At 31.9% G+C, this 18,876-nt stretch carries 8 protein-coding genes; 6 read left to right on the top strand and 2 right to left on the bottom strand.

All coding sequences use genetic code 11. The features are described from left to right. Positions 1-50 precede the first annotated feature (50 nt). Positions 51-1,961, top strand: coding sequence for a putative bifunctional diguanylate cyclase/phosphodiesterase (locus LL038_RS21155; RefSeq protein WP_216123142.1), 1,911 nt, complete (start codon positions 51-53; stop codon positions 1,959-1,961). A 247-nt stretch (positions 1,962-2,208) separates the two neighbouring features. Here LL038_RS21155 and LL038_RS21160 read toward each other — a convergent pair whose 3' ends face one another. After that, a complete protein-coding gene (locus tag LL038_RS21160) occupies positions 2,209-3,360 on the bottom strand; it encodes a pectinesterase family protein (protein ID WP_216123133.1) in 1,152 nt (383 codons plus the stop codon). A 290-nt stretch (positions 3,361-3,650) separates the two neighbouring features. Here LL038_RS21160 and LL038_RS21165 point away from each other — a divergent pair, with 290 nt between their 5' ends. Further along, positions 3,651-5,375, top strand: a complete 1,725-nt coding sequence (locus tag LL038_RS21165; protein WP_216123131.1) for a phospho-sugar mutase — start codon at positions 3,651-3,653, stop codon at positions 5,373-5,375. A 161-nt stretch (positions 5,376-5,536) separates the two neighbouring features. Here LL038_RS21165 and LL038_RS21170 read toward each other — a convergent pair whose 3' ends face one another. After that, complete coding sequence (locus tag LL038_RS21170) at positions 5,537-5,818, bottom strand: late competence development ComFB family protein (RefSeq protein WP_216123129.1); 282 nt, start codon at positions 5,816-5,818, stop codon at positions 5,537-5,539. A 319-nt stretch (positions 5,819-6,137) separates the two neighbouring features. On the opposite strand from LL038_RS21170, the gene addB reads away from it, so the two are divergent. From addB to LL038_RS21190, 4 genes are all read left to right on the top strand, one after another. After that, the gene (gene addB / locus LL038_RS21175) at positions 6,138-9,755 is read left to right on the top strand and encodes a helicase-exonuclease AddAB subunit AddB (protein WP_216123127.1); all 3,618 of its coding nucleotides are present in this window, start codon (positions 6,138-6,140) and stop codon (positions 9,753-9,755) included. After that, positions 9,742-13,839: a helicase-exonuclease AddAB subunit AddA gene (gene addA / locus LL038_RS21180; protein ID WP_216123121.1), complete on the top strand. Its 4,098-nt coding sequence runs from the start codon at positions 9,742-9,744 to the stop codon at positions 13,837-13,839. Before addB ends, addA begins: the two co-directional genes overlap by 14 nt. 71 nt (positions 13,840-13,910) lie before the next feature. Beyond that, a complete protein-coding gene (locus LL038_RS21185) occupies positions 13,911-15,167 on the top strand; it encodes an exonuclease SbcCD subunit D (RefSeq protein ID WP_216123114.1) in 1,257 nt (418 codons plus the stop codon). Then, positions 15,148-18,747: an SbcC/MukB-like Walker B domain-containing protein gene (locus tag LL038_RS21190; protein ID WP_216123111.1), complete on the top strand. Its 3,600-nt coding sequence runs from the start codon at positions 15,148-15,150 to the stop codon at positions 18,745-18,747. Before LL038_RS21185 ends, LL038_RS21190 begins: the two co-directional genes overlap by 20 nt. The last annotated feature ends 129 nt before the right edge of the window (positions 18,748-18,876 follow it).

The raw sequence follows: 18,876 nt of genomic DNA on the forward strand, positions 1-18,876 counted from the left end.
TATAAAATATATAACCAATTGTTTCATACATGATAACTGGAGGGGTATAAGTGAACGTAAAAAAAATAGCCAAAATAAAAATAAGTAAATTTATTAAAAGAGCATATATAATTTTTTCAAATATATTAACTAAAAAAGGTAGAGAGCGGTTTTGTAAATTCCGAAAAAGGTACAAAAAATTCTATGTTACATGTGGACAAGCAGTAGCAGTAAAAGAGAAATTAAGGGTGCAATATGATGAAATTCATGAAAAATTAGCAATAATTGAAAAAAGCCAGGAAAGATACAAACTATCTTTAGATTCTACCAATGATGCTATGTGGGAAATAGATTTAATAACTAAAATGTTTTCTTCATCTAATAGATTTAATGACATTACTGGATATGAAAAAGAGGTAGCAAATTCTATTGAAAATATAATTAAACTTGTTTTAGAGGAAGATAGGAAAATTGTAATAAAAGATTTTATTGATCTCATTAATGGCGGAATCTTATATTATCAGTGTAGATTAAAACTTAATTTTAATGGCATAGACAATAGATGGTTTTTGATTAGAAGTATGTGCCTTAGAGATACAAGAGGTGTTGCAATTAAAATTGTAGGCTCCATTTTAGGAATAGCTATTCAAAGAAATTTTGAAGAAGAAATTAATAAATTAAAATATTATGACATATTAACAGATACGCCTAATAGAAAATTATTTATTAGCACATTAGAAAATGAGATTATTAAATCAAAGGGTACTTACAAGCAAATTAAACATGCTATATTGTTTATTGATTTAGATAATTTTAAAGAAGTTAATGATACTTTAGGCCATACCTATGGGGATGAATTGTTAATAAATGTTGCAAATTTGATTAAAGCTACTATTGCAGAGAGAGATCTTGTTTCAAGAGTAGGTGGAGATGAATTTTTTATTTTAATGAAAAATATTAAAGATTATTCCAAAATAAGCAAATTATGTGTAAAACTTCAAAGCTTGCTAAATTGTGCGATAAGAATAGATGATAAACATGTATATACTTCGGCAAGTATTGGTATTGCGATCTTCCCGAATGATGGATATGATACTAATATATTATTAAAAAATGCAGATACCGCGATGTATAGTGCTAAAAATAATGGTAAAGCAAGGTATTCTTTTTTTAATGAAGGTATGAGTTCTATAATTGTAAGACGTGCTGAAATAGAAAAGGGATTAAGGAATGCTCTAGAAAATAATGAGTTTGAAATGTATTATCAACCACAAATAGATATTATAAACAATAAATTAAAAGGGTTTGAAGCACTTTTAAGGTGGAATAGCGCAAAACTCGGAAAAGTATCACCTGCAGAGTTTATACCTATTGCAGAGCAAAGTGGGCTAATAGTTTCTATTGGTGAGTGGATTATAAAAATGGTGTGCATTCAAAATAGTTTATGGAAAAGTAAAGGATATTTATATGATACTATTGCAATAAATCTATCTGGAATTCAATTACAGAATGATGATTTCGAAGAAACTCTAAAAAACATTATAAATGAAACAAAGATTAACCCAAAGTTTGTGGAACTTGAAATTACAGAAAGTATCTTCATGAAGGATTTCGAGCGTAGCATTAAATTACTAACTGCAATAAGAGCATTGGGCATAACTATTGCTTTAGATGATTTTGGGACGGGATATTCATCGCTTAGTTATTTGAAACGTCTACCTATAAATACGCTGAAGATAGATAAGTCATTTATAGATAATATCGATACAAATGAGCGAGAAAAAGTTATTGTAGATGGGATAATACTACTTGCACAAAAAATCGGACTCGACGTAATTGCAGAAGGGGCAGAAACAAAGAATCAAATTGAACTATTAAAAGGAATGGGATGTAATCAAATACAGGGTTATTATTTTAGTAGACCTCTATCGGCATGTGAAATTGAAGAAAAATTTTTACGTACTAATTGTATTAATTGTTAGAAGTAGGGTGAAAGAGCTATAGTTTTAAAATTATAGCTCTTTATTTTTATGCCATTATTCTACAAAAGCAAGGGGATTTGAAATATTAAATTATAAATGAGCATTAATAAAATTTAATTAAGCATTGCATTTAATAAAATCCTGCAATAATATTTTCGTATTTTTCATTTGTTCCAATCAAGTATATACAAAGTGTAACAGAAGAAATAATAAAAAACATATAGAAAAATATACTCTGAGATTTAGATTATTGTTGTGGATTCCACCCATTTAAAACAGTGTTTTCTGTACAAGCCTTAACGTCTGCTGCTGAAAGGAATTTTCTTGTAGCTGAAGCGGTTTTAACTGATCCAGAACCTTGGCTTCCATATTCATAAAACCTGGACTCCTCAGGAGTGAACCAAATTACATTTTGGTCCTGATCTTTCCCAGACATTTTGTCCCAACCAACAGTTTTAATGTGAGATCCTAAATTACAATCCAAATAAATAACACTTCCTATAGCATCTGGATTAGCTTTTTTTATTCCGCCAGCAAAAGTAGTTGTTGGGTGCCATGGTCTACCAAGGAAAACTGAGTCTTTCGCTATTTCTTTGCTTTCAGCTTTTATATTACATTTATAAAATACAAAGCCATACTTGTTTTTTATATTTGTACTAGCAGCAGTAATATAGCCATTAAGAGAAGGTGAATTCATATCTATTGAAACAATATCACAGTTTTTGAAGAAACCTTGGCCTGCACCAAAAATAAAATCTATACATCCTGTTATAGTGCAATTTGAGTAATATTGGGTACCTGCGTTACTGAGCAATGTATCTTGATATCCAGTAATTTTACAATCATTAATATATGCTTTGTCGCTTTCTTTATCAAATTTTAGAGCTACAGCTTGTGGATCCTTAAGTTTTGTAGTATCTGTATTAGCTTTAGATTTATTCTTAGGATAGTCAAAACCATTTTCAAAAGTCAAATTTTTGGCACTGAAATTTGGTGCAATAACAGATACGCTTGCGGAATCAGAAGTGCCATAGGTAGTAGTTGTACCGTTTTTTTTGGTACCGCTTGCTACATCATATGTTAGTTTTGTTTTATTCATATCTTCTCCAAGAAGGCTTATATTAGGCTTGTCTATGATAACCTTTTCATAATATGTACCATCTTTTATATATATAACATATTTTTTAGTTGAACTTTTTGGTGCTTCATCAACTGCCGCAGTTAAAGTCTTATAAGTTGGAGTTCCATCTTCGTTAGAACCATTTGTACCAGTAAAGTTACTATCAACTATAACATTGTACTTGCTTGTTGTAGAAGAAATTTTATTTGGTGTATACCCAGCAAATACAAAAGACGTAGTGAGTACAACTAGTAATGATGTAATTAATGTTTTTTCCATTTTATTACCCCCGTAAGTATAGATTTTATATAAGTTATCTATTCAATGACTATATATGTAAAAGATAACATTATAAGACAATGTAAGTATATACAATATCATAAACAAAATCAATACTAATTAAGATTATTAATGTATCCTATAATCTATGATATAAAAGTAAAAATGCTACATACAGCGAACATGATTTGTAAAAATTTTACTCTAATATATTTTTAGATATTTTAAATGTAGAGGATATACTGTATAATATAATCAAATGGTAATTATTTGGAAAGGTGTGATTTAGGATGACTTATATAAAAAGATACGAAGAATGGGTAAATAATAAGTACTTTGATGAAGAGACACGAGAAGAATTAAAGTCCATAAAAAATGATAACAAGGAGATTGAAGATAGATTTTACATGGATTTAGAGTTTGGAACTGCAGGATTAAGAGGGAAGTTAGGTGCTGGACTTAATCGAATGAATATATATATTATTTCAAGAGCAACGCAAGGACTTGCAGATTATATTAAGGAATATGGAAAAGAGTATATGGATAGAGGTGTAGCGATAGCTTACGATTGCAGGCATTATTCTGTTAAATTTGCAGCTACAGCAGCACAAGTATTAGCAGCAAATGGAATAAAAGCATATTTATTTGAAGAATTAAGACCTACGCCAGAACTATCTTATGCAGTAAGAACGTTACATACAGCTGCTGGAATTGTTGTGACTGCTAGTCATAACCCTAAAGAATATAATGGATACAAGGTATATTGGGAAGATGGTGCACAGATTTTATCATCTACTGCAAAGGGAATAACAGAAAAAATTAAGAGTATTACAGACTTTAGTACTATAAAACTTATGGATATTGAGGAAGCAAAGAAAAAAGGATTAATAGTAATCCTTGGAAAAGCTATGGATGATGAATACATGGAGAAAGTAAAGGGACTAGCGATAAGAGATAATATAGATAAAGATATAAAAATTGTATACACGCCTCTAAATGGGACTGGAAATGTTCCTGTAAGAAGGGTTCTTAAGGAGAGAGGATTTACTAACATAATAGTAGTACCAGAGCAAGAAAAGCCAGATCCAGATTTTACAACCGTTGGGTATCCTAATCCAGAGGATGTAAAAGCCTTCAAATATGCAAGGGCACTTGGGAAAAAAGAAGGGGCAGAATTGTTAATAGCTACTGACCCAGATTGTGATAGACTTGCCATAATGGTTAGAGATACGTTAGGCGAATATGTTGCCTTTAATGGTAATCAAACAGGGGCTATACTCATAAAGTATGTTATAGAGGGAATGAAAGAAAATGGCACACTTCCTAAAAATGCTGCTATAGTTAAATCCTTAGTAACAGGCGATTTAGGCAGGGCAATAGCTACCAAATATGGTGTAGAAACTTTTGAAGTACTTACAGGTTTCAAAAACATTTGCGGTAAAGTCAATGATTTTAAGAAGGACAATAGCTTTGAATTTATATTTGGATATGAGGAAAGTATCGGTTATGTTGCTGGAACTTTTGTTCGTGATAAAGATGCAGTTATAGCATCAATGCTTTTATGTGAAGCAGCAGCCTATTATAAATTAAAAGGCAAAACTTTATTAGATATATTAAATGAAATTTATGTTGAGTTTGGATATTATAGAGAAAACCTAATATCTTTAGTTTTAGAAGGTATAGAAGGACAAGAAAGAATTTCTAGAATGATGGTAGAGTACAGAAAAGATTATTTATTAACAATAGGCAGTTCAAAGCTTACAAAGTTTATAGATTATGAAGTTGAGAAATCTTATGACATATTGAATGGCACAGAAGAACCTAGTGGAATAGAAAAATCTAATGTACTTAAATTCTATTTTGATGATGATAGCTGGTATGCAGTAAGACCTTCAGGTACAGAACCAAAAATAAAAATATATATGTACTCTAAAGGAAAAACTCTAAAGGCTGCAGAAGAGAAACTGGTAGAAATGGAAAAGGTTATAATAGCGAAACTTCAAAGTACAAAGTAGGAATAAAAATAATTTAATAAAAGGATTCATGTAATGCTTAATATATTCTAACGCAATACATGAATCCTTTTATATGCATAAATTTATCTGGAATGTATTTCGAGTAGACCTTGTCCCACGTACTCCACCACAAAAACAAGTAAAGGATTACAAAAAAGACACTAAAAATCAACTAAATGTTTTGGATTAGTAGATACTATCTCTATAGCTTTTGTAATTGCAGTAGTAACATCGATTGTTTCCTGTTTGTTAATTTCAGCTAAGGCACTTGTGTATAGTTCTCCCTTTTCGGAAACGGTATATTTTGCAGCCAAAGAGTTTAGTGCTAAGGCCTTAATATCTAATTTGCACTTTTCGCATTTGCAAACCTCATCATATTCTTCTAATATTTTTTCTAATAGATTGTTTACTTCAACTTCAGAAAAATTTTTTAAATGATACATCGTATACCTCCTTTTAGTCCTTTTGTAAAGAATATAATACAGCAATTATAGCATGCATAATAATACTTTACATGAAAATTTATATATTCATCTTAGCCACTTAATACATTGTATGCAATAATCATATATAAATGAATTTTAATGTAATTATTGTATCGAGGGGTGTTTAAAATGTCGTGAACAAAAACTGCTGTTAGTCATTAAGAGAAATCATACATGGTATAATATATATAAAAGGTATACTAAAATAAATAACAAGTAAGTATGTTAGCTTATTTACAGAATTCGTATAAAATATAAAAGGAAGGGACGTGTTTTTGTGAGTTTGAGATTTATCTATGGAGGAGCTGGAAAAGGTAAAAGTACTTTCTGTTTAGATGATATAAAGCGCAGGCAAAAGGAAGAAACTGAAAAACCACTAGTACTTTTGGTGCCAGAACAATTTTCTTTTCAAGCTGAAAAAAATCTTATAAAAGTAGTTGGATCCACAGGAATAAAAAATGTCCAAGTACTTAGTTTTAATAGATTAGCATACAAAGTATTTAGTGAAGTTGGAGGCATAACCCTTAAACCTATGGATACCTCAGGAAAGGCAATGCTTATTCATAGTATACTTCAAAAGAATGGAGAAGAATTCAAGGTATTTAAAGGAGCAGCAAGGCAAAGGGGCTTTGTAGATAATGTAGCTAGCGTTATCACTGAGTTTAAAAAATATGGAATTTCGATTGGTGACTTAAATAAGGTAAAAGAAGATCTTGGCGCGAATCCATTACTTATAGATAAGATAATAGATTTATCTCTTATATATGGAGAGTTTGATAATATTTTAAACATAAACTATGTGGATCCTGACGATGATTTGACTCGTTTATGTAGTCGACTTGATGAATGTAACATTTTTGATGGAGCAGAGTTCTGGCTTGATGAATTTACAGGCTTTACACCACAACAGTATGGAGTATTAGAAAAATTATATAAAAAGGCTAAAAGAATAAATATAACATTACCCTTAAAAAGCTCAGAACATTCAAAATTTATGGAGCCTTCTGATGCATTTTATTCTATAAAGTTTACGGAAGATAAGCTTTTAAGTTTAGCCCAGGAGAGTGGGACAAGCATAGAAGCACCTATAGAACTACAAAGTAATAAAGAATGCAAATTTAAAGATAATGTCGAGCTTTCATTTCTTGAGAATAATTATTTTGCATTTCCTTATACACCATTAGTTAAGAAATGTGAAAATATAAAGATATTTAAAGCTCTTAATGGTTACAGCGAAGTAGAATATGTAGCTAGGGATATCTTAAGAATATGTAGAGATGAGAATATAAGATTTAACAAAATAGCAGTAGTTACTAGGGATTTGCCAACCTATGAGAAATTAATTGGAGCGATATTTACGGAATACAATATTCCTTTATTTATAGACAAGAAAAAAGATATAACAAGTAACCCTTTAATAGTTTTAATAACTGGAGCTATTGAGATTTTCACTAAAAACTTTAGTTATGAAGCAATGTTTAGGTATCTTAAAACAGGGCTTTTAGATATAGAAAAGCAGCATATAGATATATTAGAAAACTTTATTATCGCAACTGGAATAAAGGGTAAAAGAAAATGGACAGAAATCGATTTATGGCAGGAAAAAATAGACTATTATTTTAGAGATTATTATAACAATGATAAGCCAAGTGAGGATGAAACTGAAAAAGTAGAGTCTACAATTAAAATATTAAATGAAACCAGGGACAAAATAATTATACCATTATTACAATTTAAGGAGAAATTAAAAGGGGGCGGGACCGTCACAAAAATATGTACAACTCTATTTGAATTCCTAGAGTCTATAAATGTATATAAAACCTTAGAGAAATGGATAGAAGGTTTTAAAGCAGAAGGTGATCAGGAGCTTGTCACTGAGTACAGTAAAATATGGAATCTAGTTATGGAATTACTGGATCAGATGGTAGAGGTTATTGGCAAAGAAACCCTATCTCTTGAGGATTTTGTAAAAGTACTGTCCATGGGATTTAGCAAACATCAAATGGGACTTATTCCACCGGCGCTTGATGGAGTAACAATTAGTAGTGTTGAGCGTGTAAAAAGTCATGATATAAAAGCGTTATACATTATAGGGGTAAATGATGGAGTATTCCCAAAGGCAAGTAAGGAAGAGGGGATATTTACAGATAGCGACAGAATGATTTTAAAAGAAAAAGGGGTAGAGCTTGCCAATGACACAAAAACTGAGGTGTTTAGTGAGCAGTATTTAATCTACGCAACGATAAGCATTCCAAGTAAATATTTAAATATAACTTATCCTATAGCAGATTATGAAGGTAAAACTTTAAGGGCCTCTATTATAATAACAAGGTTTAAAGCCTTATTTAAAAATCTAATAGAGGAAAGCAATATAACGCTTAGCAATGATGCCTCTCATGATAAGGAAAAACTAAGTGATGTACATGAAGTACTTGATAGACATGTGTTACGCGATTTTTATCAGGTATGTGCTAAAGTGCCAACCTTTAATGATTTAATATTTGCGCTTAGAAGATACTTAGAGGAAGGAAATATATCACCACTTTGGATCGCGGTTTATAAATGGTATCAAAAGGATCCATTATGGAGAGAAAAAAGTAATACCATCTTTCAAGGATTTGACTATAAAAATGAAGTGAAAATGCTTGAGAAAGAAAAAGTAAAACGACTTTATGGAGAAAAAAATTACTTTAGTGTATCTAGAATAGAAAAATATGAAGAATGTCCTTTCGCATATTTTGTTCAATATGGATTAAAAGCAAAAGATAGAAAAACTTTTACATTTTCATCCCCAGACTTAGGTAGTTTTATGCACAGTGTGCTTGATGATTTTTCAAAACTTGTGGATAAAAGTGAAATAAAGTGGGCAGATCTTGATAGGGATTGGTGTGAGCAAAATATAGGAAATATTGTAGAAAAAGAAGCGGAAACGGGTACAAGTGGGTATATATTAAACAGTACCCCTAGGTACAAGTACTTTACAGAGCGACTTAAAAGAGTTTTAAAGAAAACTATATACGTAATAGTTGAGCAGATGAAAAATAGTGGCTTCGAACCTTTTGGTTACGAAGTGTCCTTTGGAAATAATGAGGGAGATTATCCACCGATACAAGTAGAATTATCAACAGGTGAAATAGTAAATTTAGTTGGTAGAATTGATAGAGTGGATAAGCTAATAAATGAGGGAGAGGAATTTTACAGGATAATAGACTATAAATCTGGAAATAAGGATTTTAAATTATCTGATGTATATTATGGACTTCAAATACAGTTACTTACCTATTTAGATGCTATGCTTAGAAATGAGAAAGCTTTATCTAAAGAAAGTGCTATATCAAATGAAAGCGTGGATGAACCAATTTTCCCAGCAGGTATATTATATTTCAAAATAGATGACCCAGTTATAAAGGCTAAGAATAATTTAGAGGAAGAAGAATTAGAAAAAGCTATAATGAAAGCATTAAAAATGAAGGGGTTACTACTAGCAGATACTAAAATAATTAGGGAGATGGATAGAAATATAGAAGGTGCATCCCTAGTTGTTCCAGCATCTATTAAGAAAAATGGAGAATTAGGCTCAAGATCATCAGTTGCAACTAAGGAGCAGTTTGATATGCTGCTTAATCATGTAAAAGAGAATCTTATAAAAACATGTGAGGGAATGCTTTCTGGAGAAATAGACATAAAACCATATAAGAAAAAAGATATCACCCCTTGTAGTTATTGTGAATATACGGCTATTTGCCAATTTGACCCTACATTAAAAGAAAATACTTATAAGATAATAAAGGATAAGAAGGACAAGGAGATATGGGAACTCTTATCAAATGAAGTAAGCGAAACTAATGAAGACATAAAAGAAAGTGGGGTGGAGAATCATAATGATAAAAAATGAAAACGAAATTAATGAAGTTAAATCAGATGTGACTTGGACAGAGGATCAGCAAAAAGCTATTTTAACAAGGGATTGCAATATTCTAGTAGCTGCAGCTGCGGGTTCAGGTAAAACGGCAGTACTAGTTGAGAGAATAATAAAAATAGTAACGGATGAGGACAGGCCTACAGATATAGATAAGCTTTTAGTAGTTACATTTACAAACGCTGCTGCATCCGAAATGAGGGAGAGAATAGCTGCTGCGATTTCGAAGGAACTTCACAATAATCCACAAAGTAAGTTACTTCAAAGACAATTAACATTATTAAATAAATCTAGCATTACAACTATTCACTCATTTTGTCTTGAGGTTATTCGTAACAATTTTCATGTGGTAGATTTAGACCCTAATTTTAGAATAGCAGATGGAACAGAAGCTGTATTACTTAAACAAGAAGCTTTAGAGGAACTATTTGAAGATAGGTATATAGCAATTGAGAATGAAAATAAGAGTGATGATGAAGATAAGACAGAAGAAAATAGTTCTTCGGACGTACCGGTAACCACTAGATTCCCAAATCTAGAATCCAATAGTTTCTTAAACTTGGTTGAAGCCTATAGTAACAATAAAGAGGATTTAGGTCTTCAAGGAATAGTTCTAAGCCTTTATAATTTTGCTATGAGCTCAACGGATCCAAATAAATGGCTAATAGATTCAGCTGAGAATTTTAATATTAAAGATGGGGCAAGCTTTAGCGATACCCCTTGGGCAAAAGTTTTAATGGATGATACTAAAATAGAATTACTAGGAATAGAAAAAGTAATGGTTAAAGCATTAAAAAATGTAGAAGACAATGAGGCTATAATTTTATATAATGAGGTATTTAAGTCGGATTTAGCTATAATTGCAGATCTTTTAAGTGCAGCGAATAACTGTTTTGAAAATTTGGCAACAACTTTTGAAGAGTTAAGTTTTGCAAAACTTCCTAGTATAAAGGCATGCAAGGACAAGGAAAAACAAAAAGTCGTTCAAGAGATAAGAAATAAGGTGAAAAAACAATTACAAGAACTGCAAAAGCAAGTAATGAATGCAAATTCAGAAGCTTCTTTAGAAGATATAAAAGAATTATATCCACTTATGATGGAATTATCTCAACTTGTTATAGATTTACAAGAAAAGTACAGAGAAAAGAAAAAGGAACGGTCAATTATTGATTTTAACGATTTTGAGCATTACTGCCTCAATATATTAATGAAAAAAGATGAGGAGGGGGAAGTGGTTTTAGGTAATGATGGGAAACCAGAACCTTCCTCAGTAGCAATAGGGCTAAGGAATAAATATGAAGAAATTCTGATAGATGAATATCAAGACAGTAACATGGTTCAGGAAACTTTACTTAATATAATTTCAAGAGAAAAAATTGGATCTCCAAATGTATTCATGGTGGGAGACGTTAAACAAAGTATATATAGATTCCGCCAAGCTAGGCCGGAGCTTTTTTTAGCAAAGTATAATAGTTATTCTAAAGACGAAGGTGCTAAAACAAGGAAAATAACTTTATACAAAAACTTCAGAAGTCGAGAGACAGTTATAAATGCTGTGAATTATATATTCAAACAAATAATGTGCAAAAATATTGGAGACCTTGATTATACAGATGAGGAAGCATTAAATCTAGGAGCTCACTTTGATGAATCAGTTGGGCAAGGAGTAGTAGGTGGGCCTGTGGAACTACATCTTATCGAAAAAGAAATTAAGGACCCAGAAAATGACGAAAATGAAGAGGAAAGTGGGGGCCAGGTAAACACAATTGAAGATGATGTTAAAAGTGAGGGACAGATAAACACAAATGAGGATGAAACCCCAACAAACATTGAACTTGAAGCAAGAATTGTGGCAAAAAGAATAAAAGAATTAATGTCGCGTATCGATGATCAAGGGAATGAAACCGAAGCTTTTAAAGTCTATGATAAAAATATTAAAGAATATAGGGATGTTGACTATAAGGATATTGTAATATTACTTCGTGCAACTTCAGCTTGGGCACCATCTTTCTTAGAGCAATTAAAGCTTGAGAATATACCAGTTTATGCAGATACAGGGACAGGCTATTTTAGCACCGTAGAAATACAAATAATTATGAGTCTTCTTCAAATTATAGATAACCCAAGGCAGGATATACCAATGCTTGCAGTACTGCGTTCCCCAATAGGAGGGTTTACCTCAGAGGAACTAGTTGATATAAGAATAGGGCAAAGAGAAGTAAGTTTTTACGAGGCAATGGTAAATTTCGTGGAATTTAAAGATACTTTGTCTGAGGATAAAGAAGACCAATCTGGGGATAAAAAATTAGAGCCTGGGGATAAAAATTGTGACCTAGAGGATAAACAGCTAGATTCTGTGGATAAAAAACTTAAAAGATTCCTAAAGAAATTTAATCACTTTAGAGAAATATGCACATATATGCCTATCGATGAGTTCATCTGGTATTTATACACGGACACAGGTTATTATGGTTATATAGGAGCCATGCCAGGAGGCCCTCAAAGACAAGCAAATTTAAAAGTGCTTTTCCAAAGGGCAAGGCAATATGAAGAGACAAGCTATAAGGGATTGTTTAATTTTATAAACTTTATAAATAAGCTAAAAGTAAGCAGTGGTGACATGGGTAGCGCTAAAACCTTAGGCGAGAATGAGAACGTAGTCAGAATAATGAGCATTCATAAAAGTAAAGGACTAGAATTCCCTGTAGTATTTCTAAGTGGAATGGGTAAAAACTTTAATTTAATGGATATAAATAAGAGTATATTATTTCATTATGAATTAGGTTATGGCCCAGATTATGTGGATCCAATTAGAAGAATTTCATATCCTACAGTACTAAAGCAAGCACTAAAAAAGACAATAAAAATAGAAAGCTTAGCCGAGGAAATGAGAGTATTATATGTAGCTTTAACAAGGGCAAAGGAAAAACTAATAATAACTGGCTCAATTAGAAATATAGATAAAAATCTATCTAGAATGAGTTCAAGCTTAGATGAGAGCGGTGAAAAGCTAGGGGAATATGAAATATTAAAAGGAAAAAGCTATTTAGATTGGATAATACCTGCAGTAATTAGGCATGTTGATGGAAAACCTCTCCGCGCGCGTATACAAATAGAGGATGAAAATTTACATCTCCTAAGTGATCCTTCAAGCTTCATTGTGCGTTTTTGGAATAGAGAACATATAAAGAAAGACGAGCAACTGGAAGAGGAAACTCTAATTAGTGCAGAGGAAAGGCTTAGTCTTCTTAAGGGAAAATCTATATATGATAAGTTATTAGATGATAAATTATCGGAGGAAGAATTATCATCCCAAAAATTATCCGAAGATAAATTAATGGCAGATATAGAAAAGAGATTAGGTTTTGTTTATAAATACGAGAAGTCTACAAAAATGCCTACAGTACTCACAGTAACGGAGCTTAAAAGGAAGTTTAACGTTGAGCTAACAGAATCGGATTCAGGCAATCTGTATGCGCCAAGACTTATAAACAAACCAAAATTCTTAGAAGAAGTAAAGGGCTTATCGCCAGCTGAAAAAGGAACTGCAATGCATTCAGTACTTCAAAGATTAGATCTAACTAAAGTGACAACATCAATTGAAATAGAAGCCCAAGTTCAAATTCTTCTAGAAAAATCTTTAATATCAAAAGAAGAGGGCAAGGCTGTCCGTATAGATAAATTAGTAAAGTTATTTAAAACTTTACTTGGTCAAAGAATGATAAAAGCATATAGTCTAAATCTCTTGAAAAGAGAGGTTCCATTCCATATGGAAATTAGTAGTACGGATATAGATAAAAGTCTTCCTGTAGAAATATATGGAGATGAGCAAATAATGCTTCAAGGGATAATAGATTGCTATTTTGAGGAAAATGGACAAATAATACTCGTGGATTATAAAACAGACTTCGTGAAAAATGGAGAGGTAAACTCACTAATTGACAAATATAAGTCACAGCTCGATTATTATGCAAAAGCACTGGAAGTTACACTGGGAGTAGAAGTTAAAGAGAGCTACCTATACTCGTTTAGCACGGATGAAGCAGTAGAAGTAAAATAATAAATGTTGAATAGTTGTTAAACGTCAATCACTTTAACCAACATTAACAGCTAAAGAAAGGAGTCATAAATATGCGAATACTTCACACGTCGGATTGGCATTTAGGGAAGACATTAGAGCAGTATAGCAGGCTAGAGGAACAGGAAGAATTCCTAAAAGAATTCATAGAAATAGTTAAAGATAATGATATAGATTTAGTTCTTATAGCTGGAGATATATATGATAATGGTAACCCACCAGCAAAGGCAGAAAAAATGTTCTATAGTACTATTAGCGATATAACAAGTAGTGGTAAGACTGCGGTTCTTGTCATTGCAGGGAATCATGATAATCCGGAAAGATTAGTAGCTGCAAGCCCCCTTGCATATGAGCATGGAGTAATATTGCTCGGGGAACCTAAAAGCATAGCAAGGCAAGGTGTCTTTGGAGAATTTAAAACGGATAATGATTACGATTTTGAAATAATAGAAAGTGGCGAAGGATATATAGAGCTTAGCATAAGAGGAGAAAAGGCAGTTATATTAACGCTTCCTTATCCAAGCGAAAAAAGGCTGAACGAAGTTCTTTCAACTGAATTAAATGATGAGGATAGACAGAGAAGTTACTCAGATAGAATAGGAGAATTGTTTGATGATTTATCCCTTAAATATAGAGATGACACGATAAATCTAGTAATATCCCACCTATATGTTATGGGCGGAGAGGAGAGTGGGTCTGAGAGAAGTATACAACTAGGGGGAAGCCTCTCTGTATCTCCGACTAAGTTCCCAAAGAAAGCACAGTATTGCGCCCTAGGACATCTTCATAGGCCACAAAAGGTTCCAGGAACTAAGGGCAAAATAAGATATTCTGGTTCTCCAATCCAATATAGTAAAAGTGAAATAAACTATAGCAAGGGAGCATATCTTGTAGATGTTAAAGCAGGAGCAGACGCTGAAATATCAAATATATTGTTTAGAAACTATAAACCAATAGAAATATGGAAATGTGATAGCACCGAGGAAGCATTAGAGAAATGTAAGTTTGATGGCGAAAAAAAAATCTGGGTGTATCTTGAAATAAAGACTAAGGAAATAATAAGTACGGAGAACATAAAGGAAATGAAAAGATTAAGGCCAGACATAGTATCGATTCAGCCAATAATAGATGAAATTGAAGATTCTAAAGAATTAAATGAAAGCTTAAGGGAAAAATCCATGGAGGAAATGTTCAAAGAATATTTTGTGCTTGCAAAGGGTGGTCTTGAGCCAACAAGTGAGTTAATGGAATTGTTCTTAAGTATAGCATTAGATGAGGAGGAAACCAAAGATGAAACCGGTAAGTCTTAAGATAAAAGGGTTAAATTCTTTTGTAGAACAGCAAACTGTAGAATTCTCAAAGCTTACAGAAAAAGGACTTTTCGGGATATTTGGGCCAACGGCTAGTGGTAAATCAACTATATTAGATGGGATAACTATAGCCCTATACGGAAAAGTATCAAGGGATACTAAAGAGTTTGTAAATACAGAAACAAATGTAGTGGAAATAAGTTTTGATTTTGAAATAGGACTAGGGAGAAGCCGCACGTCATATAGAGCAGAAAGATGTATAAAGAGATTAAAAACTGGAAACTTTAAAACTGCCTATGCAAGGTTAATTGAGATAAATAAAGAAAATACTGATGAGAACAAAGTCATCGCAGAAGGACCAAGAGATGTCGAGGAAAACATTATAAGTATTATTGGATTAAAAGCTGAGGATTTTACAAGGTCAGTAGTATTACCTCAGGGTAAATTCAATGAATTTTTAAAGCTAACAGGAAAAGAAAGAAGAGATATGCTTGAGAGAATATTTGCTCTTGAGAAATATGGTTCTAAACTTTACGATAAGATAAAGAAAGTTAGAAATGAAAATTTAAACACTAAAACTTTGCTTGAGGGAGAAATGAAGGGTTATGAGAATGTAGACGAAGAATCACATAATCAATTAAAGCAAACGCTTTTAAGTTTAAAGGAAGAAGAAAAGGAGATTAAACTCCAGAAAAGTACTCTAGATAAAGAGTATGAAGTATATAAAAACATTTTTGAATTACAACAAGAAAAGAGTCAGTATGTAATAAAGGAAGAGTTGCTAAAACTTCAAGAGGAAGATATAGAAAATAAAAAAGTAAAATTCACAAAAGGAAGTTTAGCGTTAAATGTAAAACCTTATATTGAAAATGTTTCAGAAACTCAAAAAAGCTTAACTATAAACGGAGAGAAACTTCAAAAATTAATCAAAGATTATGAATTTATATCTCAGAAACTAGATAGTACCAAAATATCTTATGAAGAAGCCTGGAAATCTAAAAATGATAAATTACCAACTTTGATTGAAAAAGAAGTAAGTTTAAAGCAGGCATCCAATATTGAAGAGAAAATAATTTATTTAGCTAATGAAAAAGATATTTTATTAGAAAAACATAGAGAAGTTACGCATAATATAGTGGAGAAAAACTCAAAAACATCAATAATCCTTATTAATAAAGAAAAGATAGAGCAACAGTTACAATCATGTGAAACAAAATTAAATGAAATAGAAATATTGCCAGAGTATAGGGAAAAACTGTACAAAACTTATAATAGTGAGTTAGAAGTAACTTCAGCTACTAAAAATGTTAATGAACTTAAAAACAAAGGTGAAACCTTGAAGAAGACCTTGTCTAGTACAGAGCTACTTCATAATAAAGCTACTTTTACGTTGAAAGACAAACAAAATAAATTAGAGCTTTTAGAAGAAAAAAGTGTGGAACTAGCGAATGATTTCCCGGGAGATAATAATTTGTTGCTAGAGAAGCAAGAAGTTTATAACACACTTAAGGTAAAACTTGAAAAGGCTGTAGAAGATCATAAAATAAAGGATGAACTTAAAGATAAATATGGGATTACAAATATAAAAAATGAAAAAGTTAGGCTAAATATAAAAAATGTAGAAAAGTCCATAGAAACTATGAAAGATAAGGTTGAAAAATTAGAAGGAGAGATAAAAGAAATAGAGATAGGAAACATGGCAGTTGTTTTAGCTTCTAATTTGCAAGAAGGTGACCTATGCCCGGTATGCGGAGCGGATCATCATCCCAAAGTGGCAGAGTTAAAAGCAGATACAAATTTAAAAGGTTTAAAGAGTTTAAAACAAAGTGTAGAGACAAACCTAGAAAATATATTAAAGGATTATCAAAAGGAGTTAATAAAACTTGCGGGATTTTCAAAAGATGAGGAGTATATGAATAATCAATTATTAGAAGTAACAGAAAAACTCAAGGATATAAATATAAAAGAGCTTGAAGAGGAGAAAAAGAGGAGTGAAGTATCTTTACTCCAGTTTAAAGAAAAGATCGAATTATATAATAAACAAAAGGCAAAGCTAGAAGTTATACGTGCGGAGGCTCGAGAAGAAAAAAGTAAAGTAGCTATGGATGAGGCAAAACTTGGAGAAGGTTTAAGAAAAGAAAGTGAAGCGCTTTTAGATTTACAGAACGATATCTCTATTGCGGGTGAGAGGTTAGAGTTACTTTCTCAAAGTCATAAACTTTTAAATGATGACTTATTACGTGAAGAGGATTCATTTAAGCAGAAACAAAATGAGAATGAAAAACCAATGTCTATAAAAGAAAAGATTTTGCAAATTAAAAACATAGATAATGAAGTAATAAAACTTACATCGCAGGTTAGAAAGGATAGAACAGCACTTGTAACGCTCGAAAAGGAAACAGTAGATATAGATAAGACTTTAAGGGAACTTACTAACTTGAAAACAGAAATAGAAACAAGTGGCAAGGAGAAAAGGGCGGAAATAGAGCGCTTGACGCTTCAAATAGTGGAGCTTTGCGGATTTACTCCTACAGTGGATCATACCCCTAAAATCGAAGTAGAAAAGGTAAGAGCCCAAATTAAAGATATAACTTTAAAGGAATCAACCCTAAAAGCAATCTTTGAAAGAGAAAACATAGAAAAACAAAATGTTTTAACTCAAAAGACTAGTGAAGAAAATAAAAAAGAAATGTTGTCTAAGATGTTACTAGAGGGACAAGAAAAATTAAACATATCTCTTAAGGAAAATTCCTTTGAAGATACTGAAACAGTCCTACTTCACTCCGTTTCAAGAGGAGTTTTAGTAATCTTCGAGAAAGAAATAAAACAGTATGAGGAACTTAAGCGTAACCTTATAGATAATTTAAAAAGACTTGAAATATTGCTTCAAGGGAAAGAAGTAGATGTTACTTTATTTGAAGAACTAAAAGAAAAAAGAGAAGTTATTGGAACGGTTCTAGAGGAAAAGACCAAAGCAATAGGTGCTCAATTTAGGGCTCTTGAGGATATGGAGAGAAGTTTGCGAGAAATTAAAACACTCCTAACAAAGAAGAAATCAGTAGAGCATAAATTAGGCCTTTTAAAAGAACTTGACACTCTTATTCAAGGAAATAAATTTGTTGAATACGTAGCTATGAAGCAACTGAAATATATATCTATGGAAGCTTCAAAACGGTTAAAAGAGATAACAAGGGGACGTTATGCATTGGAGCTTGATGCTAATGGAGCATTTGTAATGAGAGATGATTTTAATGGAGGCATAAGACGTGAAACTAACACATTGTCAGGAGGAGAAACCTTCTTAACATCATTATGTCTTGCACTAGCACTTTCCTCACAAATTCAATTAAAGGGTAGTGCTCCACTAGAATTCTTCTTCTTAGATGAAGGATTTGGAACATTAGATACGGACCTATTAGACGTAGTAATGAATTCACTTGAAAAACTTCATTCAAGCACATTGTCTGTGGGAATAATAAGTCACGTGGAGGAGCTTCGTAATAGAGTCCCAATAAAATTAATAGTTACTCCAGCAGAGCAAGGGCAGGGTGGCAGCAAGGTAAAACTAGAGTATACGTAGAAAATATTCCACGTGCAAAAGGTATCAAAATTCTCCTATATGCCTTGCAAATAAGCTATAAACAGAAAATTGGATTAAGAAATTCTAAACTTTTGCAAATATAAAATTCTCTTCCTCTGGGTCGTTCTT

It is taken from the genome of Clostridium estertheticum, assembly GCF_026650985.1.
GTDB classification, from domain to species: Bacteria; Bacillota; Clostridia; order Clostridiales; family Clostridiaceae; genus Clostridium_AD; species Clostridium_AD estertheticum_C.